17 protein-coding genes are annotated in these 22,347 nt (G+C 32.3%); 11 read left to right on the top strand and 6 right to left on the bottom strand.

Annotated elements, in window-relative coordinates; translation table 11 throughout:
- Window positions 1–235 precede the first annotated feature (235 nt).
- The 10 genes from VB776_RS21245 to VB776_RS21200 all read left to right on the top strand — a co-directional run bounded on the left by VB776_RS21245 (window position 236) and on the right by VB776_RS21200 (window position 13,004).
- Window positions 236–2,824, top strand: a complete 2,589-nt coding sequence (locus VB776_RS21245) for an HD domain-containing protein (RefSeq protein WP_323698881.1) — start codon at window positions 236–238, stop codon at window positions 2,822–2,824.
- Between the two features lie 235 nt (window positions 2,825–3,059).
- Window positions 3,060–3,305 carry a hypothetical protein gene (locus VB776_RS21240; protein ID WP_323698880.1) on the top strand — a complete coding sequence of 82 codons (246 nt, stop codon included), beginning with the start codon at window positions 3,060–3,062 and terminating at the stop codon, window positions 3,303–3,305.
- Window positions 3,302–3,703 carry a type II toxin-antitoxin system VapC family toxin gene (locus tag VB776_RS21235; RefSeq protein WP_323698879.1) on the top strand — a complete coding sequence of 134 codons (402 nt, stop codon included), beginning with the start codon at window positions 3,302–3,304 and terminating at the stop codon, window positions 3,701–3,703. Before VB776_RS21240 ends, VB776_RS21235 begins: the two co-directional genes overlap by 4 nt.
- Before the next feature lie 144 nt (window positions 3,704–3,847).
- Window positions 3,848–4,753, top strand: coding sequence for an SMP-30/gluconolactonase/LRE family protein (locus tag VB776_RS21230; protein WP_323698878.1), 906 nt, complete (start codon window positions 3,848–3,850; stop codon window positions 4,751–4,753).
- A gap of 483 nt (window positions 4,754–5,236) precedes the next feature.
- Window positions 5,237–5,842 carry a response regulator transcription factor gene (locus tag VB776_RS21225; protein WP_323698877.1) on the top strand — a complete coding sequence of 202 codons (606 nt, stop codon included), beginning with the start codon at window positions 5,237–5,239 and terminating at the stop codon, window positions 5,840–5,842.
- Window positions 5,843–6,178: 336 nt separating this feature from the next.
- On the top strand, window positions 6,179–6,412 hold the full coding sequence (locus VB776_RS21220; protein ID WP_323698876.1) for a hypothetical protein: 234 nt from the start codon (window positions 6,179–6,181) through the stop codon (window positions 6,410–6,412).
- A 75-nt stretch (window positions 6,413–6,487) separates the two neighbouring features.
- Complete coding sequence (locus tag VB776_RS21215) at window positions 6,488–7,186, top strand: GLPGLI family protein (protein WP_323698875.1); 699 nt, start codon at window positions 6,488–6,490, stop codon at window positions 7,184–7,186.
- Window positions 7,187–7,385: 199 nt separating this feature from the next.
- Window positions 7,386–9,839, top strand: a complete 2,454-nt coding sequence (locus VB776_RS21210; protein ID WP_323698874.1) for a hypothetical protein — start codon at window positions 7,386–7,388, stop codon at window positions 9,837–9,839.
- Between the two features lie 249 nt (window positions 9,840–10,088).
- Window positions 10,089–11,447: a 3-keto-disaccharide hydrolase gene (locus VB776_RS21205; protein ID WP_323698873.1), complete on the top strand. Its 1,359-nt coding sequence runs from the start codon at window positions 10,089–10,091 to the stop codon at window positions 11,445–11,447.
- 222 nt (window positions 11,448–11,669) lie between these two features.
- The gene (locus VB776_RS21200; RefSeq protein WP_323698872.1) at window positions 11,670–13,004 is read left to right on the top strand and encodes a Gfo/Idh/MocA family protein; all 1,335 of its coding nucleotides are present in this window, start codon (window positions 11,670–11,672) and stop codon (window positions 13,002–13,004) included.
- 58 nt (window positions 13,005–13,062) lie between these two features.
- Here VB776_RS21200 and VB776_RS21195 read toward each other — a convergent pair whose 3' ends face one another.
- A complete protein-coding gene (locus VB776_RS21195; RefSeq protein WP_323698871.1) occupies window positions 13,063–13,686 on the bottom strand; it encodes an L-2-amino-thiazoline-4-carboxylic acid hydrolase in 624 nt (207 codons plus the stop codon).
- A gap of 147 nt (window positions 13,687–13,833) precedes the next feature.
- Between VB776_RS21195 and VB776_RS21190 the strand changes: the two genes are divergently transcribed.
- Window positions 13,834–18,471 carry a DUF3320 domain-containing protein gene (locus VB776_RS21190; protein ID WP_323698870.1) on the top strand — a complete coding sequence of 1,546 codons (4,638 nt, stop codon included), beginning with the start codon at window positions 13,834–13,836 and terminating at the stop codon, window positions 18,469–18,471.
- A 139-nt stretch (window positions 18,472–18,610) separates the two neighbouring features.
- On the opposite strand, the gene VB776_RS21185 is transcribed toward VB776_RS21190, so the two are convergent.
- The 5 genes from VB776_RS21185 to VB776_RS21165 form a co-directional block, all read right to left on the bottom strand.
- Entirely contained in the window at window positions 18,611–19,234 is a 624-nt protein-coding gene (locus tag VB776_RS21185; RefSeq protein ID WP_323698869.1) for a class I SAM-dependent methyltransferase, read from the bottom strand.
- Window positions 19,235–19,384: 150 nt separating this feature from the next.
- Entirely contained in the window at window positions 19,385–19,927 is a 543-nt protein-coding gene (locus VB776_RS21180) for a dihydrofolate reductase family protein (protein WP_323698868.1), read from the bottom strand.
- A gap of 114 nt (window positions 19,928–20,041) precedes the next feature.
- Window positions 20,042–20,494: a transposase gene (locus VB776_RS21175; RefSeq protein ID WP_323698867.1), complete on the bottom strand. Its 453-nt coding sequence runs from the start codon at window positions 20,492–20,494 to the stop codon at window positions 20,042–20,044.
- Window positions 20,495–20,710: 216 nt separating this feature from the next.
- The gene (locus VB776_RS21170; protein ID WP_323698866.1) at window positions 20,711–21,709 is read right to left on the bottom strand and encodes a DNA-processing protein DprA; all 999 of its coding nucleotides are present in this window, start codon (window positions 21,707–21,709) and stop codon (window positions 20,711–20,713) included.
- A gap of 11 nt (window positions 21,710–21,720) precedes the next feature.
- On the bottom strand, window positions 21,721–22,347 hold the full coding sequence (locus tag VB776_RS21165; RefSeq protein ID WP_323698865.1) for a phosphoribosyltransferase: 627 nt from the start codon (window positions 22,345–22,347) through the stop codon (window positions 21,721–21,723).

Here is a 22,347-nt window from a genome sequence, read left to right as displayed (position 1 = left end):
TAAACCCATTCATAACTGGGGAATTATTATCAACCAATTTTACCTTATTTTTGACCAAAGAATCAAAAACAAATAATCAATACAAAAAACAACTTACACAAAATTAGGGATAGTGTCTAAACAAAACTGAATAAGTTTAACTTGGAGAAAAATATTTTTGAACAATTCAATATTCTTGTTCAACTTTATGCAATTTGAAGATTGGGAAGAACCCTAAAAGAGACCCTACAAAGCAATGACATCATCAAGAATAGAAAGAACATCCATTTGGAAAAACACCTTAGCCCACAGAGAATTTGACGAATTTAAAAACGAGCGTGAAATTTTAAGAAATGCTTTTTGGCAACTTAGAAAAAATACAAGTTTTTTAGTAACTCAAATAGCAAGGACTTTACCAGAATTAACGCAACATGATATAAGTCATTTAGATGCTTTATGGGAAACAGGTAGCATAATTATTGGAGATGAGTTTGACCTTACTCCTTTGGAAGGTTTTGTTCTTGGTGCTGCCTTTTTATTACATGATTCTGCACTTAGTTTTGAAGCATTTGAAAATGGAAAAACTGGGTTAAGAACTACAATACAATGGAAAGATGCTTTTGCGGATATAAAAGAATCAAATCCTAATCTTTCAAATGAAGAGTTAGAACATCAAGCAGACTTTGCAACTCTCCGTAATCTACATGCGTATCAGGCAGAAAAATTATTACATATCAAATGGAAAGATAATAGCACAGGCAGTGAAATGTTTCTGCTTGAAAATCATGAATTACGAAATCATTTAGGTAAACTTATTGGACAAATTGCATCTAGCCATCATTGGGATATTGAAACAGTAGTTTCAACTTTTAATGCTCAATTAAATGTACCAACGGGCTACCCAAGAGAATGGCGGATTGATGCAGTAAAGTTAGCTTGTATTTTAAGGTGTGCTGATGCTATTCATATTGACAATGAAAGAGCCCCAGACTTTTTACATGCTCTTCTAAAACGTAATGGCGTTTCATTTGACCATTGGATAGCACAAAATAGATTGGCAAAAGTGGACATTGACCAAGCAGACCCTAATAAAGAGACCATACTTTTTACTTCTACAATTGACTTTAAAGAAACAGACTCAAATGCTTGGTATACTGCATACGATGCTATTTGTTTGGCTGATAGAGAAATAAAATCTTGCAATTTAATACTTGGAAACAGAGGTGGAAAATTATTTAAAGTTAAGAATATAAAAGGGATTGGTTCACCTGAAAGTATGTCAAGTTACATAAAATCAGATGGGTGGGAACCCCGTTCAGCTAAAGTTCATGTAGGAAATATCGAAAAGGTTATCTCTAATTTAGGAGGCGAGATGCTTTATGGGGCTGGTTCGGATAATTTAGGAATTATTCTCCGTGAAATGATACAAAATGCAAGAGATGCACTTAAAGCTCGGGGTGCATTGGATAACAACTTTGAAGGGAAAATAACAATAAATCTTAGTAAAGATGTAACGTCTACTTGGATTACAATTGAAGATAATGGCATTGGTATGTCAGAGAGAATTTTAACAGGACCACTATTAGATTTTGGAACAAGTTTCTGGACTTCAAGTTTAGTACAAAGCGAATTTCCAGGTCTTCGTTCTTCAAAATTTAAATCAATTGGAAAGTTTGGAATTGGATTCTACTCTGTTTTTATGTTAGCAGAACAAGTATTTGTTTCATCACGTAATTACACAGCAGGACTATCTGATATTCGTCAATTAAAATTTAACAATGGTTTTTCATTAAGACCAATACTGTCAAAAGGAACTCCTTCAAATTTTAATTCATCCCTTTCAACACAAGTCAAATTAAAGTTAAAACCTAATATGGTTTCTGATGATTTGCTAGTAGAAATTAAGACTAATAGAATGGGTTCCATTAATTTTAAAGTTCCTTTTGGAGATTATCTTTCTTCTATTTGTGCAGGATTAGATGTCCCCGTTTTCTATAAAGAACTTGATAAAAATGAAATCAAAGTACATGAAAGTATTACTTCCGCCAATTTTGACATCCTAAAATGGCTTACAAAAATTTCATTTGCAGAATTTCAACCAGATTCGGCATCAACTAAAGAATATATTGTAAACAATATTGCAAGAATAAAGCCAATTATTGAAAATGGAAATATTTTAGGAATTGCTGCTATAAATACAAAGATTGACAGAACACAGCAGGATTTTCTGAGGATAGAAACTGTTGGAGGTCTTGCTTATGATGTTCATTCTAGGGAAGCAAATAGATATATTGGATATTTAGATTACACTCCCAAATCAGCAAAAAGGGAAATGGATCACTACACTGCATCACCAGAAACAATGCAAGAATGGGGAAAACAACAATTAAACGAATTAATGAAGTTGAATTTATCTCCTTTCGAAAAATATATTGCTTCTTCCTCTCTTTGCCATTTTAAAATAGACCCAAGTAATTTGGCTGTTATTCCAATTATTTGTAATGGACAAATGAAGTTTTTATCATTTGAGGATTTAGCAGAATTGTCTACAAGGGTATGTATTGCTTTTCTTAATTCCAGTCTTGGAGATGGTGGACACATGGAGATGCATCATAGTATTTCAGAACTTGAAGGATATGCTTTAATTAGACCTTTGGCACTTGGTTCTTTTTTATCGCTGAAAATTGATAATGGGATTCCAGAAAACAATTTGAGTATTTTAGATTGCCTTTATAGAGCAATTTTAAAAAAAGGATACAATCCTGCTTTAGGCGAGCTTGTATCAGTAGGGATAAACTCATTTAATCAAAATATAAGTGCCATTACATTAGCGGCAATAAAATAATTGTTATTTTTAATATCAAGTTTAAATATTTCCTTAGCTCGCTATTCCAAGACTTTTTGGCTTGAAATAATAAATGTAATACAAACTTATTCTGTAAATATTTTCACTGATTTAGCAGTGAAACACTCGTTTGTCTCACTAACAGATTGATAGAAATATAAATTCTTAGTTTTTTCGCTATTTAAAAAAAATTCTGTAATTTTTTTTAAATAGTATTAACCAAAACCTCAAAAACATGAATCCTTTAGAATATAACTCAAAAATTATAGATGGTTATTTAAGTTTGTTGGATAACCTCAGTCAAAGCAATAAATTAGATTTAATTGCTAAATTGACAGCATCCGTTAATGCAGATTTGAGTACTAAAAAATCCTCATTTAGTGAAGCCTATGGAGCTTTTGAATCTTCAAAATCAGCAGAAGAAATAATTGATGAAATTCGTGCGAGTAGAGTTTTTAACCGTCAAATTGAATCGTTTTGAACAAATATTTGATAGATACGAACATTGCTATTTTTTATATGAAAGGCAAGTTTGACCTTAAAGATAAATTTGAGGGTCTGACAGTCAATGATTGTTTTATTTCAGAAATAACTTTAGCAGAATTGAAATTCGGCGTAGAAAATAGTGAACGACCTGAGAAGAATAGAAAAGCATTAGATAATTTTCTGACTGGTGTTCAAGTGCTACCGATTTTCAGTTCGTTAGATTTGTATGCACAAGAAAAAGCAAGACTGCGTAAAGTTGGAACTCCAATTGATGATTTTGATTTGTTGATTGGTGTTACGTCTATAACCAACAACTTAGTAATGGTTACCAACAATACTGCACATTTTAAAAGGATAGGAGGAATTATTTTAGAAGATTGGACGATTAGATAATTAACTATTCCTCGTTACTTCAAGTCCTTTTGAACTTTAGACCCTCAATCTTTCCCAACAATATCCCCAAACCCCACAAATCTCCCCAGAAAGCAAGATACAAAGCTGTAACTTGCTTTTTTAGTTTAAACAATCCTAATAAATATGATAAAGTTTAGCCGTGTACTTGTTGTACTCTTGTTGTCGAATCAATTATTGTTGGCACAGTCGAATGATGATATTGCTGCCTTGAATCTTGTTCAAAAAGGGGCTTCCTTGGTGCAAGTATCTAAGCAATTTACTTTTACCGAAGGCCCGGCGGTGGATAAAAAAGGTAATATTTTCTTTACCGACCAACCCAATGATAAAATCTGGAAATATAGTGCGGATGGAAAACTGAGCCTTTTTATGGATAAAACGGGTCGTTCAAATGGATTGTATTTTGATAAAAAAGGAAGATTAATTGCCTGTGCCGACGAAAAAAATGAGCTTTGGGCAATTGATAAAGGAAAAGTATCGGTTTTGTTGGATAACATCAAAGGACTAAAAGCCAATGGCCCAAATGATTTATGGATTGACCCTAAAGGTGGAATTTACTTCACCGATCCATATTATCAGCGTGATTATTGGACAAGAAAAAAGCCCGAAATCGACAAACAAAATGTGTATTACTTAGCCAAAGGTGCAAAAGAAGTAATCCTTGTGGACGGTGACCTCAAACAACCTAACGGTATTGTGGGTACGTCGGATGGAAAGTATTTATTTGTAGCAGATATTCGTGATAGTAAAACGTACAGATATGAAATTCAAGCGGATGGGAAATTGGCAAATCGTCAGCTTTTTGCTCCGATGGGTTCAGATGGGATGACTTTGGATAGTCAAGGGAATTTGTATCTGACGGGCAAAGGCGTAACGATTTATAACAAAGAAGGCGAAAAATTGGGTAATATTCCCGTGCCTTCAAACTGGGTCGGAAATATTTGTTTTGGTGGAAAAGACCGCAAAACTTTATTCATTACCGCTTCAGAATCCATTTATACTTTACAAATGCAAGTAAAAGGAGTGGAGTAATTTACAGAATACTGCTTTAAAAGCGTGATGAATCTTAAAATTCATTACGCTTTTTGTTTTTTCGAGAGTTGTTATTTACAAGCCATAGAAAAGTATAATGTAAATTTGTTGAATAAGGTAGTCTTGGGCTTTTTGTCTCTTAATGTCCTTTACTATTCTCATAAGAAATACCATTAAATAATTTGTTAAAAACTATGTGTATTTTTTGTGTTTTTACAAATATTCCTTATGTTTGTTTAAGTTAAAGTTATTCGTAAGTTGTTGATTAGTTGATATATACAATTCTTAACCTTCTAAATAAATTCTACTATGTTGAATAAAGTGAAAATCTTCCAGAAGCTTTTAAATATCTTATCTCTTCTTCTTTTAAGCGAACAAGCATTCTCAATTACTTTTCTGAATAGTGCTTCCTGATATTAATACTCAAATCAGAAGACGTGCTCTAACAAATAGTTTTTCAAAACCTTTTCCTTTTCTAATGTTATGAAATTAAAATGTCTTATTATCGACGATGAACAATCATCTATTGACTTACTTACCGATTTCATTAAACAAATTCCATATTTGGATTTAATTGCTACTACAAAAGACTCTTTTTTTGCTTTAAAGTTGATTCTTGAAAGCAAAATAGATTTAGTTATTACAGATATAAATATGCCTAAACTATCAGGTTTAGGTCTTTTTGATAAAATTAAAAGTAAAAGTATGGTAATTTTTGTAACGGGCTATTCCGATTTAGCGATTAAATCAATTGAAAAGAATTCAATTGATTTATTAATGAAACCAGTGAGTTTTCAACGCTTTGAAAATGCTACCAGAAAAGCATTCTTGTTAAGTCCAAGACATTATGAATATTTAGAAAAAATAAAAAATATTGAAATTTTTCAAAAAGTACAACTATTGACAGAAAGAGAAAAAGGAATGATTAAATTATTAGCAGAAAATAGACCTTCAAAAGAAATTGCAGATTTAATGTTTATTTCTGTCAGAACAGTTGAAATTCACAGGACAAGTATTAGAAAAAAATTAGACCTTTTACCTAGTGATAACCTTAACAAAATCTCAAAAGAGGTTCTAAGTATTTTATAACTTATATCATTAAAATGTTGTAAAAAGCTAAAAAATACGTACACTACGTATTTTTTAGCTTTTTATTTTACACGATATTTACTTTATCAATAACATATATTTTGATTTTATGGATAAAGGTGCTTTTTAAAAATGAATTAGATAAACGTATGATTAGTTATATATTAATGCTTGATTAATATGTTTTTAAAAATATTCAGTAGCTACGAATTGAGGGTTTTAGTCTTTTAACTCAAAGAAACAAAAAAAGAATAGTGGAATATGCGAACATGAAACAATTGGCATAAGGTCGATTTAACGCTCAAGACCAAATGGAGCAATTAGACTTCTAAAAAAATGAAAACTAAATCACTTTTTGTTGGATTACTCCTTTTAGTAGGAACAGTTGATGTATTTGCTGCATCGAATATTGGAATTAAAAAAACTACCAAATCAAAGAATCTGATAGCAACGTCTTGTTCAGTAACAGTAAGAACAGGGAAGTATGATGTAACAGTAACATCAACTTGTACTTGTACTAGAAGAGAAGCATGTGATGTCGCATATAAAGCAGCTTCTTTCTTTTTATAAAATGTGTTGAATTGGGTTTATGGGCTATTTTTAATGCTGGAAATAGCCCGTATTCCTTTAAACCAAATCAAAATTATGAAAACACTACTCTTTGTACTCTTATTGCTACCCAATTTTTCGTTTTGCCAAAATCTTAATATTGAATTTGCAGTAAAATATAAAAACAGTTCATACAGAAATGAATTAATCATAGGTGATTCTATTACGCTATGGAAAGACATGCCTTCAGAAGAGTCAACAAATGTGCTGGATAAAGCCTTTTTTGTTAAAAATCATTTCAATAAAACAATCTACCTAAGTGATTTTATCTTTAATAAAACCTTTTATGTTAAAGACTCGCTTAATAATATGAAATGGGAATTAACTAATGGTACAAAGATTGTGCTAAATCAGAAGTGCAATGCCGCAATAACTCATTTTAGAGGGCGTAAGTATATCGTTTATTATGCGGTTAATCTTCCATACTCTAATGGACCTTGGAAATTTGGAGGATTACCAGGCCTAATTCTAGAAGTTAAATCTGATGATGATTTATATCAATTTGTTGCTGTAAAAATCATAAAAAATTATACAACAAGTTTTAAGCCAGCTAATATTACTAACTATAAATTTATTAGTTGGGATGATTTTGTGTCCAAATTTATTATCACGGTTGATAATACTGTTAAGATGGTTAGAACGAATGCTGATAGTGATTCAAAAGGTTATGTTAAAATTGATGCTCCCGAAATCATTTATCCTAAAGCTCAAGAAGGTACTGGTATTGAATATTAGTAAGGATGTGAATTATATTCGATACCTCATTTTCTTTGTTCTTATTCCTTTTACGCCCTTTTCTCAAATAATAAGTGGGAAAATAGAAAACAGTCTTGGAGAAAAAGTGCCACTTGCCAACATTGTGGTAAAAGATTCTTTAACAGCAGAAACCATTCGTGACTTTGTTATTGCACAAGATGGACAATACTCATTATTGTTGAAAGGGAATTTTCGTAAAATTGTCATAGAGGTATCAGCAAATAGATACAGAAAAGAGGTTTTCCCAATTGAAAACCTTGATAAAAAAACATCATACGTTCATCATTTTGTCTTACAAAAAGATAGTGTGGTCGAATTAAAAGAAGTAATTGTAACAGCGAAATCTCCTCCATTTGTAATAAAAGAAGACACTGTAAAATTTAATGTTGCAGCCTACCGAGATGGTAGTGAAAGGAAAATAGAAGATGTAATAAAGAAACTTCCTGGCGTTGAAGTAAATGATAAAACTGGCGAAATTACTTACAAGGGAAAGTCAATAGAAACCGTAAAATTAGAAGGAGATGATTTGTTTGGTTTAAATTATTCTATAGGAACTAAAAATATCAATGTTGATATGGTAGAACAAGTGCAAGCAATTGAAAACTATTCTGCTAATCCTTTACTAAAAGGTATTGAAGGGGGAGAAAAAGTTGCACTAAACTTAAAATTGAAAAAAAGTAAATTTGATTTTTCTGGTAATATTGATTTAGGAAATGGCATTACAGAAGGAAGCAAATCTGTATTTAATAGTGCATTCAATATTTTAGGAATTTCAAAAAAGTATAAATCTTTTGGTACACTATCTTTTAATAATGTAGGCGTTAATAATTCTCCTTTTGATTATTTCTCATCCACCCCAAGTGTTGAACAAATTAAAGAAACAGATTTTCTTGCCAAAAAAATCATCCCTGAAACCATCTACGCAAGTTCATTAGATGAAAAAAGGACTAATATAAACAAAGCTTTATTTGGTAGTTACAATAGTGTGTTTAAAATTGGCAAACATATCAGTGTTAAAAGTAATCTTTACTATCTTCATGACAACATATCATCAAACCAAGTATTTGATAATAATAATTTGATAAGCAATCAGCAAATTTTGTCTTCTGATCGTTATGATTCAAGAAAAGTCCCTCAGCAATATCGTAGTGATTTTGAAATTAAAAGTAGCTTCACTGAAAGGTCTCTGTTAGAATACAAGCTAACAATAAGCCGAGAAAACTTAAATACATCTACGAATATTCTACAAAATAATTCAAAAAAATATCAAGCAATACTAAGAACTAATGATTTCGATTTTAAACAATCATTGTTATTTACACAAAGGCTTTCCGATAAAGAAGCTTTCCAAGTATTACTAACTCAATCTTCAAATAATATACCTCAAAATTACTTTTTAAGTCCATCTTTAATGGATTCATTAGTGTACTTTGTTGATAATCAACAAAGTAATGACAAAAAAGATATTGTTGATTTAAAATCTACATTACTTGGTCGAATAGGTAAAAGTAAATATACTTTTAGTGTTGGTAGTAATATTGAAAAAAGTAATTTTCAATCAAATTTAATGAATAATGATAATGCTGATAAGCTAAAAAATGATTTTACCTACAAAAAATATTCTTTAAATAACAAAGTAAGTTTTGAATTCAATTTAGGAAACTTTAAGGTATTACCTTCATACACTTTAAGTTATATGCAGCAGGAATTAACAAATGATTTTAAAAATTCGAGTAAAAATATCGTAATCTTTGAGCCTTCATTTTCACTAAAATACAGATTCAGTAGTTCTTCTGGTATTTTATTCAGAAGTAATTACATTCAAAAACCTTTTTCTGAAGAGTATTTTTTCGACAGACCTATCTATGTGTCCAATCGAATGACCATCAAAAATATTCCTACTTTAGCCCTTCAAAAGACTTCCTTAGTGGGGCTTATCTATTTAATAAATAATTTGTACGAGCAATTTAGATTAAACTTGGGTATTAGCTATTCAAAAAGTGAAGGGAATTATTTGCCTAATATTTTTATCAATGAGAATATTACTCAAATGGAATATTTTTACTCTCCAAAATCAAACCAGAATATAAACTTTAATTTTTTGATTGAAAAATATTTTCCGATACTACAAAGTACAGTAAGATTAAAGTCTAATTACGCAATTGCTTCTTACTACAATATTGTCAATAATTCAGACTTGAGACAAAATGAAAGTCATTTACTTTCCTCAGAGTTATTTATCAAAACAGCTTTTGATACAAAGATTAATTTTGAAAATATATTCACTTTTGGACAAACCACTTCCAAAAGTACCAATAGTCAAAAAAATCGTAATAGTTCGTTCAATAACTCATCCAAAGTAATTATTAAGCCTAATAAACAATGGTTTTTTATAACAAATGTTGATTATTTTCTACCCAACATGAATAATACAACTGAAAGTTTATTTTTTTGGGATACTGCATTAAGATATAGTCCTAAAACCAAGAACATTGAATTTAGTCTAGCGGGGAAAAACATTACTAATAACAAGTATTTTACTCAATTAAGCACTTCAGACTTTTCTATTAATAGTTTTAAGACAAATCTTATTTCAAGATATTTTATTTTAAATGTAACGTATAGTTTTTAACAGGCTGGATTCGAAACCTTCAAAAGCTATGTTATCTGTTGCTCAACCCTTGAAAAGGGATATAAAAGATTTAAGAAGGATTGTTCAAATTTTTCGTGTTCAGAGTGTTACAGTCCACAAAAAATAGTTTAGAAAATAATAGGTTCTCTCAGAGATTACCCCACAGCCCCCTCAAGATTCTTTCATAAAATCCAGTATAAAAATTATCTTACATTCTTTTGTCAATAAATCTAATTTTATAATAAAACGATGAAACAAAAGTTTTTAAGTATTTTCTTTATTATCAGTATTTTATCTTTTTCTTCATTTGGTCAGAAAGAAAAATGGACAAATTTATTTGATGGAAAAACCCTAAAAGGATTCAAACAATTAGGGGGTAAAGCTAAATATACTGTAAGAAATGGTGAAATTGTAGGAACTACAGTAAAGGATACTCCTAATTCATTTTTAGCTACTGAAAAGGATTATGGCGATTTTATCTTGGAACTTGAGCTTAACGTAGCCGATGGGATGAACTCTGGTATTCAGTTCAGAAGTCTTTCAAGTCCAGATTATCAAAATGGTAGAGTACATGGTTATCAAGCAGAAGTTGACCCTTCAGAACGTGCTTGGTCGGGTGGAATTTATGATGAAGCTCGCCGTGACTGGTTGTATATTCCAAACATTAATCCAGAAGCAAAAAAGGCTTTTAAATTACATGGACAATGGAATAAGTATCGTATCGAAGCCATCGGAAATGTAATTCGTACTTGGGTAAATGATGTTCCTGTTTCAAATTTGGTAGATGATATGACAGCCAAAGGTTTTATCGCTTTGCAAGTTCATGCTATCTATGCTGATATGAAAGAAGGCATGGAAATTCGTTGGAGAAATATTAAAATCCAAACAGAAAATCTAACTCCTCGTCCGACAGACAATACGCCTGTTATCAATCTAACCTTGAATACTTTATCTGAACAAGAGAAAGCTCAAGGCGTAAAATTGTTATTCAATGGCAAAGATTTTACAGGCTGGAAAGGCGTTCATCAAGAAAAAATGCCTGATATTCACTGGAAAGTAATTGATGGAACAATCAATGTTAGTCCATCCGACGGTTCTGAAACTGGTAACGATATTGTAACTACCGAACAGTACGGGGCATTTGAATTAACTTTTGAGTTTAAATTGACGGAAGGTGCAAATTCTGGCGTTAAATACTTTGTGAATGAAGCTTTTGATTCAAATGGTAAATCGGGAATTGGTTTAGAATACCAAGTATTAGATGACGAACGCCACCCAGATGCAAAAATGGGGTCGATTGGTAATCGTACTATGAGTAGCTTGTATGATTTAATTCCTTCGTATAAATTAGACAAACGTTTCCAACGCAAAATTGGCGACTGGAATCAAGCAAGAGTAATTGTGTATCCAAACAATATTGTACAACACTGGTTAAATGGTTTCAAAGTAGTAGAATACGAACGCAACAGTAATATTTTCAAAGCTTTAGTAGCAAGAAGTAAATACGAAAAATACAATGGTTTCGGAGCGGGCGAAAAAGGAAATATCCTAATCCAAGACCACGGTAATAATGTGTCGTTTAAGAATATAAAGATTAAAACATTGTAGGGAGTAATTAGTGATTGGTGAATAGAAATTAGTAGTGCATATAAGGGTAAAATTGACTTTAAAACTAAAGGTGTTGGCAAGCCCTTGCGGTTGCCACACTCGAAATGGCAACCGCAAGGGCTTGCAACTACAACAGCTCAATGTTTTGAATAGCGATTAAGTCCTTTGTACAGTACTTACTTATTCTAATCACCAATCACTTGATAAAAACAAAAACAAACTATGGAAAGAAGAGAATTTATCCAAAAAACAACCTTTGCTTCGCTAGGAGCATTAACATTTAGTGCTAAATCTTACGCTAAAATTATCGGTGCAAACGACCGTGTAAGAGTAGGTTGCGTAGGTTTTTCTGACCGTCACAGAGCATCTCATGTAGGACCTTTCAAAGCTTTACAAAAAGAAATGAACTTTGAAATGACGGCTCTTTCAGATTTATGGAACCGACGTAGAGAAGAAGGAAAAGCTTATTTAGACAAGCAATTAGGAAGTGATGTAAAAGTGTTTAGAAATAACGAAGAGCTTTACGATTCTAAAATGGTAGATGCTGTATTTATTTCAACAGCAGATTTCCAACATGCTTTGCATACTGTGGAAGCCGTAAAAGCTGGTTGCGATACTTATACCGAAAAACCATTGGCTGAAACCATGGAGGATGCTCGTGCAGTATTGAAAGCAGTAAAAAATTCAAAACAAATCGTTCAAATTGGTTCGCAACGTAGAAGTGGTGAAAACTACTTTGCCGCAGAAGAATTTATCAAATCAGGTAAATTTGGCCCAATCGTAATGGTAGAATTAATGTGGAACGTTAATCAACCAGAACGCTGGAGAAGACCTGAATTGGTGAAAAACTTAAAAGAAACCGATGTAGATTGGAAACGATATTTGATGAACCGTCCTTTCGAAGCATTCGACCCACGTAAATATTTAGAATATCGTTTATTCTGGCCATATTCTTCTGGAATTCCGGGACAATGGATGTCTCACCAAATTGATACTGTTCACTGGTTTACAGGTTTGCCACACCCAAGAAGCGTAGTAGCTAACGGAGGAATTTATCAGTGGAAAGATGGTCGTTCAAATGCAGATACGTTAACAGTTGTATTTGATTATGGCCCATTAGATGACCCTAAATCTGGTTTCCAAGTACAATTTACGTCTCGTTTCTCAAACTCAGCAGGTGAAACAAAAGAATTGTATTATTCAAATGGTGGTATGATTAACTTAGATACCAACGAGATTTCTTCAACTGGAGGTTTAACAGAAGGTCATGCTAAAACAATGGGTATGAAAGCAAACCTGTTAGCACCAATGAAGCTCGAAGGTCAAAAAGTAGCTTCAGATGCAAACACTGGTGGTGACCCGTTGACGTTTGCCCACATTAAAAACTGGATGGAATGTGTACGTTCACGTAAGCAAAGTCATGCACCAATTGAAGCAGGTTACTCGCACTCAATTGCAACAATCATGTCGAACGCTGCTTACAGAACAGGCTTGAAAGTTATTTTCGATGAGAAAACACAAGAAGTATTAGCAGGAGGAAAAGTATTCAAATACTAGTTGCTGATATTATTGTTGGATATAAAAGCCTACCAGAGTATTGTCTTTGGTAGGCTTTTTAGTTTTTTATTTTGAATCTAAAATCACATTTTGTAGCTCCATTAGCAATAGTTCCTGTTCTTATCAATTCAAGTCCAGCCAATCCAGACGTTACTTTATCTACTTCACAAAGTATTGAAGCATATTTTTGATAATTGTGCTTTTTAAATAGTTTGCAAATACCACATTCCAGAATATCGATGCCGTAGCCAAATCCAAAAGTTTCTTGTTTGTCGGTGATAATATTTGCCAGAAAACCATCTGGATTTGAGTTTACACTTACTTTTTGATGAAATGATTTTATAAAAATTTGCCCAAACCAGGTACTTATTAGTTTCGGTAAAAGTCGTTTAAAGTAAGCTTGAAACTTGTTTTTAGGTGTTACATATTCTGTCACAATTTCGAGACAAATACTTCTTATATTCTCAAATGACTCACCTTTTTCATCTAATGTTTTGATAAAAGCTAAAAAGTAAGCACTAAAGGCAAGTCGTTTATCTATCGGATTGCTTGATGTTGTAGCAAATTTTGTATCAATTGAAATAATTGAATAATAATTATCCGTATCAGCCAATATTTTATCAGATTCTTTCGGATAATTCGCCTTAATAGATTGCGTGAAATATTTTCTGTAATTATCCATTGTAATGTGTAATGTCTGGTTTATTGAACGTAAAAGAAGTTTAGAAAATAGGATAACTACATTTTAATTTTTTTAGTAATAAAGTCGCATATAATTACTAAATTATAGAATGTTTTTTGAAAAATAAAAGACTTTAAAGTTTAACAAATGCAAGATACTATACTTCCTAAATTAGAGGCCTCAAGAAAAGAACTTTTAGATCTTGGGATGCGGAACACCTTACTAAATTACAAAACTCCAAAAGCTAGAGGACTACATATTGTTCAAGAACAATCTAGCAGTATTTTCAATATTCTTGTCAGGCAAAATAAGGGAATGACTTTTTTAGGTCGCCCTGGTAAAGATGATGATGATACTATTTTAGATCTTCCAGAGCTTAGTGAACCAGAACTGCAGGATGCCTATAATGACACTAGGCTTCAAACCAATGAAACGGAGCAAAAATTACAAACTAAAATTCTTAATACTTATTATTTTGCCAAAACAAGTATAGAAGAACAAGGAGTAAATATATTATATCTTTCTCTAGGTATGCTTAGTTGGTATGAGAAAGGCAATATAGAAGAAACTAGATTTGCACCTTTGATTTTAGTGCCAGTGAGTTTAGAACGTTCTAGTGCAAATGAGCGCTTTCGATTGAGATACTCAGGTGCTGAAATTGGAATAAATTTGTCATTGCAAGCTAAGTTGATGGTAGACTTCAATATTACTATTCCTGATTTCCCTGAACAAGAGGAGTTAGATATTGTTAGTTATATTGAAGATATAAAACAGCGTATACTCCATCAGGAGAACTGGAAAGTTGATGCTGATGTAATAGAATTAGGTTTTTTCTCATTTGGGAAATTTATGATATATCATGATTTAGATAGTTCTAAATGGCCAGACAATAAAAAACCTTTTAATAACAAAATTATACAATCTCTTTTTGGAAACGGATTTAATGAACCTCAGCCATCAATAGATGAAAATCATCATCTTGATACTGTAACAAAAGCTAATGAACTATTACATGTAGTTGACGCAGACAGTTCACAGGTTATAGCTATGTTGGCTGTCCACGAAGGACGCAATATGGTGATACAAGGACCTCCCGGTACTGGAAAGTCCCAGACAATAACAAATCTTATTGCGAATGCAGTCGGTAATGGCAAAAAAGTACTTTTTGTCGCAGAAAAGATGGCTGCATTAGAAGTTGTAAAAAGGAGACTAGATAATATTAATCTTGGAGAGGCTTGTTTAGAATTGCATAGCCATAAGGCAAATAAACGAGAACTTCATGAAGGATTAAAAAAAGTATTAGAGTTAGGAAAGCCCACTTTAACTCATTTAGAAGAGGAAATAAGAATTTTGAGTTTTCTAATAAATGAACTGAATGCTTATTGTAACGAGGTGAATTATCAAATAGCAGCGAGTGGACAGTCTGCACAAGAAGTTATTGGTCAACTTCTTAAAATTTCTAAACTAAATAAAGATTATAAATTCCCTAAAATCGTAATTGAAGATTTAGCTTCTTGGAATATTTCAAGTATGAAAACAGCTGAATTGTTAGCTGAACAAATACAAGCAAGATTAACTAAAATAGGACAACCTGAAAAACTATTATTTCATGGGGTAGGTCTAAATATTTTTTTGCCGAGAGATGAAGAAATTACCAAAGAATATTTGGCAAATGCGATACAAATAACGAAAGATATTTTCAAACTAGTGGAAGATGTTTCACAGTTCATGTCTGTATCTAATCCAGTTGATAAAAACTCAACTATAAAGCTAATAGATATAACGATACTTGCATCTAAGAATCCAGGGATTAAAGATATGGTTGTAAATGATTCAGCTTGGCTAAATCATCAAGTTGATATTTCTGAAATATTAGAAGCAGGTTCTAGACTATCAGAACTACATAAAAAATATGATTCTATCTTTATTCCAGAGGCATGGGAACAAAATTTACTAGAAATACGACAGAATTTAATTACTCATGGACATAAATGGTATAAGTTTTTAATTGGTGATTATAAAAAAAGCCTTAAGCAACTAGCCGGTTTGTTGAATACTTCTATGCCAGAAGATTTAGATACTAAGCTTGTTTATATTAATACTTTGATGGAAGGTAAACGCTTAGCTTCTACTGTCCAATCTTTGGAGCCAATTGCAATTAGACTTTTTGGACGTAATTGGCAAAAATTGCGAACAAATTGGTCGTTTGTCATAAATGCTTCAAGCTACTTACAATCTGTTCATCGGGCTATTCAGGAGGAGAAAGTACCCGCTACGTTTCTTTCATTTCTTGAAAGAAATGAGTCACCTGAAATTTCAACAACGCATGAAATTTCCTTAAAAGAAGCTTTAAATAAACAGGAAGAAGCTATTTCAGCACTTTTTACTAAAATAGATTATGACGACAACACGCTGATAGGAAAAACATTTACAGCACAACTAAATATATTAGGAAAATGGCATTATAATCTTCCTGAAATACATCAGGTAGTTTCTTGGAATGTACTTAAGGAAAATATAGAAGAACAAGGTGCTGGTTATTTATTAAGTGTAGTAGAAGGCTGGGAAGATGCTCATTTACAATTAAAAACAGCCCTTCAAAAGACTTGGTATGATTTTCTTATTGAACAAGTAATGATAAATAGTCCAGCAATTAGAAAGTTTGAACGAGCAAGCCATGAAGAAGTTATTGAAAAATTCAAAAAGCTTGATATTCTTAATCAGTTTTACAACAGAGCAAAAGTAGCTCTTAGACATTGGGAAGGAGTACCTAAACAAGAGGGCGGCGGACAGATTAATATCCTTAGAAATGAATTTAATCGTAAATCTAGACACATGCCTATACGTAAGTTAATGCAGGAGGCAGGTTTAGCTATACAGGCTATTAAACCTGTAATTATGATGAGTCCTATGTCTATTGCTAACTTCTTATCGTCAGATAGTATAGAGTTTGATTTAGTTATATTCGATGAAGCTAGTCAGGTAAGACCAGTTGATGCATTAGGAGCAATTCTAAGAGGAAAGCAATTAGTTGTAGTAGGAGATACAAGACAAATGCCACCAACTAGTTTCTTTGATAAGATGAATACTGAAACCGATGATGAAGAAAATGTTACTGCCGATATGCAAAGTATATTAGGAATGTGCGATGCTCAAAGTGCACCACAACGTATGTTGCGTTGGCATTACCGAAGCAGACACGAATCATTGATTAGTTTATCAAATCAAGAATTTTATGAGAATAAGCTGGTGATTTTCCCAAGCCCAGGGTCTAAATATAGAATGGGATTAGTTTTTCATCATTTAAGTGATACTTATTATGATAAAGGAAAAACAAGGACTAACCCTAAAGAAGCTGAAAAAGTAGCTGATGCAGTTATTGAGCATGCTCTTCAACACCCTAAGTTAAGTTTAGGTGTAGTAGCTTTTAGTACTGCTCAAATGCAAGCTATACAGAATGCTTTGGAAATTAGACGTAGAAAAAATCTTGATGTAGAGAGTTTTTTTAGAAGTCATAACGATGAACCATTTTTTGTTAAAAATCTTGAAAATGTTCAAGGAGATGAAAGAGATGTTATTTTTATTAGTATAGGCTATGGAAGATTAGAAGATGGTAAAGTGCCTATGAGTTTTGGACCTTTAAATAATGAAGGAGGAGAACGTAGGCTAAATGTATTAATAACCAGAGCCAAAAGTCGTTGCGAAATATTTACTAACATTACTTCTAATGATATTAATCCTGGACCTAATGCCAAGTTTGGGATAAGGGCTTTAAAAAGCTTTCTATACTTTGCTCAACATGGAAAGTTTGAAAGAGATACAGAAGAAATTGCTGTAAAACAGCAACCCTTTGAAGAAGTAGTGGCAGAAAGTCTAAGAAATGAAGGATATGTAATAAGAGAAAAAGTAGGTTCAGCTGGGTTTTATATAGATTTAGCTGTTGTTGATATTGATAATCCAGGAAGATATCTCTTAGGTATAAACTGTGATGGTAAGTCTTATGCAGGTGCAAAATCTGCTCGTGACCGTAATCGTTTAAGAAATACCGTATTGGAAGGTATGGGTTGGAAACTGTATAATGTTTGGAGTACAGATTGGTTTCGAAATCCAGTTAAAGAAATAGGTTTACTGCTAGAAGCAATTGAAAAAGCAAAGATTGAAATTGAGCATAGTGATTCTATTGAAGAAGAATTACAAGAGGAGTTAAAAAAGCTTATTCGTGAAGAACCTAAAGAAATAGAGATTCTGTTGCCAGCTTATACTTCTGCTATATTACCCGAAGAAATTACTAAGCTAGAACTGCATTTATTTTCTTTGGGTCAATTGAGTAAGTGGATTGAGCAAGTTGTTGAAGTGGAAACTCCAGTACATTTTGAAGAAATGGCGAGAAGAGTTGCTGATGCGAACGGTATTTCAAAAATAGGAAGTCGTGTAAGAGCTAAACTTATAGAAGCAACTGAATATGCTGTAAGAAATAATACAATTAAGATGAAAGGTGATTTTTTATGGCATCCTGAAATGGAAACCCCTTACATTAGAGAAAGGAGTTTACTCTCATCTAGTTCACGTAAATTAAGCTTTATTTCTCCTGAAGAAATTAATATTGCTATAAAAAAAGTTGTAGTAAATTCTATTGCTATTCAACCTGATAATGCTGTTCCTTTGATTGCTAAACTTTTTGGCTTTGGAAGAGTAACGGAGGAAATGCGCAAACTTCTTTTAAATGCGATAGATTTTGCAGTATTAAGCGGTGTTGTATCCAAAGAAGGGGATTTATTAAAGTAAATCGAAATTTAAAGGACTATAGAAATGAGAAAAGAAGTGCTGAGACTGCTTCTTTTCTCATTTTTATATCTGTAATTAGGTTAATTTTTTTCGACAATTACTATTTTGCTCAATTATCATTCATATAGAAATAATTTCCTTAATTTTTCCTTCCCACAAATCTAATCACAGAACCTTGTCCATTATGAAATACTCCTTCGTTTAATTCGATGACAGTTTCTACTAATTCAACGATTTCATAATTTTCAAAATCAGCTTGTATTTCTTCAATAGAAAACAACATCGCTAACTCTTTTGGTCCACCGACTTTTTCATTTTTTGCAATATAATCAAGATGGTTTTTACTAAAGGCTTCAAAAATAATGATTCCATCTTTGCGTAAATACTTATCTAATGTCTGATGGATTGATGATTTAATCTCCGCAGGAAAATGTGCGTAAATCAAAGCAATAACATCAAACTGTTCTGCTTGAAAATTTAAAGTTTGTAATTCCCCAACCTGATAATCTATACTTACTTGGTTAGTCTCTGCCAATCGCAAGGCTTTGTTTTTCCCTTCAATGCTAATATCAAATGCTGAAACATCCCAACCCATTTTGGCAGCATAAACGGCATTTCTTCCTTCGCCTTCTGCTGGAAAAAGGATAGAACCTATACTCAGTTTTGCTAATTGTTCTTTTAAATAATTATTAGGTTGCTCGCCATAAGCAAACTCCTCTTTACTGTATCTATCGTTCCATCTGTCAGTCCAAGATGCATCCATATTTTGCGTGGTTTTGTTTTTTTGTTAAAGCTTTGTTAGAATAAGTATTAAGAATAAATAAATTGAGAATATAAACCTATAAGGATTTGAGGTTAAAGCTCTTATTTCTAGTTAATTATATAAATCCTTATAGGTTTAACTAAATACTAATTAAAGCTTTTTCCTGACAAAATGTGTTTGTACCAAATTGCCTAAAAGGATTTGAGAAGATTGTACTTCAAAAGCTAAGGGCTGTGCTAATGCTCCAAAGAGTGAAAAACCTCCGCCAAGTAAGAGAGGGAAAGTAGTAATAATCATCTCATCTATTAAATCCTCTTTCAAGAACTGTTGAATGGTTTTTCCACCATCAATATACAAATGAGTGTAGCCCTTTTGATGTATTTGTGAAAGAATCTCGGATAATGTTCCTTTTACAAGAAAAGCTTTGTCTTGATGACTTTCAGGAATTTCGTTGAGCGTATTGCTCAACACAAAAACAGGTTTTTGGTAAGGCCATTCGCAATCAAAACCACAGACAGTTTCAAAAGTAATGCGACCCATCACAAGGGCATCCATTCGATTTAGAAAAGTATAATAACCCATATCATCACCATCAGGATTAGGGATTGAATCTAACCAAGCGATGCCACCATTTTTGTCGGCAATATAACCATCAAGACTTTGAGCAATATATACAGCATTTTGTGTTTGCATAGATTTAGTATGTTAAATAAGTTCTTGGCAAAAATACTCATAAGCCCCTCGCTATTCCAAGTTTTTAAACTTGGAACGCTCAATAAAAAGCAGTCTCCGACTGCAACCTATATATCAAACAAAATCAATCTCTAATAATCCTTTTCTATTAGTCATATAATCTCTTGCAGACGAGAGTAAATATTCCCAAGGTTCTTCTACTAAGCCAGCTTTTACAGGATTATTATGAATGTAGTCTAATTTACTATCCATAAATTTTGCTGAGAAAATCTCTTCTGGATGATTGTCTTGTCGCCAGAATTGGAAAAATGTGTTGTTTGGATTACGCTCTCCTGCACTTCTAAATAACCATAACATCCAACCTTTTCTACTTTCTATTTCTTGTTCATCCTGAATAGCTTCTAAGATTTTATTGGAAGTAAATTTTTTAAGATCTCTTAAAATATCGGATAAAGTAGGTTTTGGATGAAGCGTTGAAGCAATCAAATGGACATGATTCGACATAATACACCAAGCATGAATTCTTAACCCTTTTTCTTTTTGGCAATACTTTATGCTTTCTAACACAATATCAACATAACGTTTTCTGGTAAAGGCATCAACCCATTGAACTTGGCAAAGGTGATAAAGTATGTTCCTCTAGGATTATTTATTTTATAGGCGAAACCCATTGTTGGAGTTTTTTATTTTGCTTGTATTGCAGTCAGAGACTGCATTTCATTTTTGTTCCAAGTTCTTAAACTTGGAACAGCGAGCGCAGGTGTTGTTTCTGTCACTAAATTTTCAACCAAATAAACCTGGCTGAAAAGCGTTTTTTTTATTATTAATTTCGTTTTTTGATTTTACCTTGTTAATTAAGTCGTCCAAACTTTTTTGTGTCAGAATTGTAATGTCTTTTTGTTCAGCAATTAATTGTCTATTCAGGTCAAACATTGGATTTTCAACATCAAGTTTTTGGTCATACATAACAGCTCTTGGAATATTATAATCTTTTGCAAATCCCATTGCCAATCTTGCTCCACTATCTAATTTTTGTCCAAACATTTTCCATCTTTCTGCTGTGTCTTGTGCGTAACTTGCCGCTAAAATAATTGCATCGCAAAATAACGCTTGTAATCTATCTCGGTCTTTATATCTACTGCTTAAATCCATCGCAGATTTATGTTCGTCATAGTATTCAGTTATTAAAAGTCCACCTTCTTCAACTATCTCAAATGCTAAACTTTTATTTTTTGCTGGCATTATATTATTTAGCGGACTTGGTAAAACTGCTATTGTTTTTCCTCCATTTAGTGCTTGTTTATGTGCAATACTGTCGCAACCAAATGCTAAACCGCTTACAATTATTACATCCTTTTTTATGATTTCTGCAACAATTTTTTGTTCTCTGATTTCGATTTTTTCATCTGGATTAAGAAGACCAATAACTGTAATGCAAGAATTTTCAATATCAAGAAGACTAATGTCGCCTTTGTAAAAAAGAAAAATTGGACGTTCACTTTCCTTTACATTTCCTCTGTATTTTGGAAAATTTTTATCGCCAATTGCTACAAGTCCATCGCAACTTTCTTGAAATATTTCTATTTGGTTTGTAATTTGATTTTTGTCAAACTCAAAATCTTCAATTGTTATTAATTTCTCTTGTTTTGAATTATTATTTAACAATGATACTATTGCTTCAACGGTTTCATTGCCTTTTAACATTTTATTTATCCAAGCTCTGCCAATACCTTTATAGGTCTTAGCTGTTATGATGTTAATTGCGTTGTCTGTGTACTTCATCTTAATACTATTTAATGGTTGTAAACAGTTTTGCCTATTGCATAGAACGAAACTGAATTTGCACCTTTATCTATTAATGATTGAATTGCGTCCTCATCAATATTTACAGTTCTGGTGTAAATATCGTCAATTAACAAAATATCTTTACCAATAACATCATTTGAAATATTACAGGTTGCATTTGTAATTCCAACATATGGAACCGAACCATCATTTATGTATCCTTCCATTGGCTGTCTAATATGTGTTGTCTTTGTATTCATATGTCTTTCAATATAATTTGTGCCATCGATGAAATTATTTCCTAATCGATTAATTGCAATTCTGACTGTAGCTTTAAAAAGCAATTGATTTGGATTATAACTATTTTCAGCTTTGGCTCGTGGAACAACACAAACTGTTAATGGAGTTTTATTGATTTGCCGTAAAACTTCAGGAAGGTCATTGAGTAAAACTCTTAAAAATTCTTGTTGTGCTTCTTGAAGCCGGTAATCTGTCCAATTATGGTGAGGGTCATTTTTTAATTTATAGAGAAAATTTGGGTTGTTCGGCAGTTGTGCTCCGCCAAAATCTGTATGATAAAATGCTTGAATGTCCTGTGTCAAGTAATTGTTTTGTTCAATTGTGAATGGTGTCAT

Origin of the sequence: Arcicella gelida (genome assembly GCF_034931025.1) — a bacterium.
Taxonomy (GTDB): Bacteria; Bacteroidota; Bacteroidia; order Cytophagales; family Spirosomataceae; genus Arcicella; species Arcicella gelida.
The sequence above is the reverse complement of the archived record's forward strand: the minus strand, read 5'-3'. Positions and strand labels throughout refer to the sequence as shown.

Excerpts from the sequence above, each read along its gene's own strand:
- VB776_RS21245 (WP_323698881.1), top strand. The coding sequence starts at position 236 with ATGACATCATCAAGAATAGAAAGAACATCCATTTGGAAAAACACCTTA.
- VB776_RS21185 (WP_323698869.1), bottom strand. The coding sequence starts at position 19,234 with ATGGATGCATCTTGGACTGACAGATGGAACGATAGATACAGTAAAGAG.
- VB776_RS21170 (WP_323698866.1), bottom strand. The coding sequence starts at position 21,709 with ATGAAGTACACAGACAACGCAATTAACATCATAACAGCTAAGACCTAT.
- VB776_RS21205 (WP_323698873.1), top strand. The coding sequence starts at position 10,089 with ATGAAACAAAAGTTTTTAAGTATTTTCTTTATTATCAGTATTTTATCT.
- VB776_RS21165 (WP_323698865.1), bottom strand. The coding sequence starts at position 22,347 with ATGACACCATTCACAATTGAACAAAACAATTACTTGACACAGGACATT.
- VB776_RS21220 (WP_323698876.1), top strand. The coding sequence starts at position 6,179 with ATGAAAACTAAATCACTTTTTGTTGGATTACTCCTTTTAGTAGGAACA.
- VB776_RS21180 (WP_323698868.1), bottom strand. The coding sequence starts at position 19,927 with ATGCAAACACAAAATGCTGTATATATTGCTCAAAGTCTTGATGGTTAT.
- VB776_RS21230 (WP_323698878.1), top strand. The coding sequence starts at position 3,848 with ATGATAAAGTTTAGCCGTGTACTTGTTGTACTCTTGTTGTCGAATCAA.
- VB776_RS21215 (WP_323698875.1), top strand. The coding sequence starts at position 6,488 with ATGAAAACACTACTCTTTGTACTCTTATTGCTACCCAATTTTTCGTTT.
- VB776_RS21200 (WP_323698872.1), top strand. The coding sequence starts at position 11,670 with ATGGAAAGAAGAGAATTTATCCAAAAAACAACCTTTGCTTCGCTAGGA.
- VB776_RS21240 (WP_323698880.1), top strand. The coding sequence starts at position 3,060 with ATGAATCCTTTAGAATATAACTCAAAAATTATAGATGGTTATTTAAGT.
- VB776_RS21195 (WP_323698871.1), bottom strand. The coding sequence starts at position 13,686 with ATGGATAATTACAGAAAATATTTCACGCAATCTATTAAGGCGAATTAT.
- VB776_RS21225 (WP_323698877.1), top strand. The coding sequence starts at position 5,237 with ATGAAATTAAAATGTCTTATTATCGACGATGAACAATCATCTATTGAC.
- VB776_RS21190 (WP_323698870.1), top strand. The coding sequence starts at position 13,834 with ATGCAAGATACTATACTTCCTAAATTAGAGGCCTCAAGAAAAGAACTT.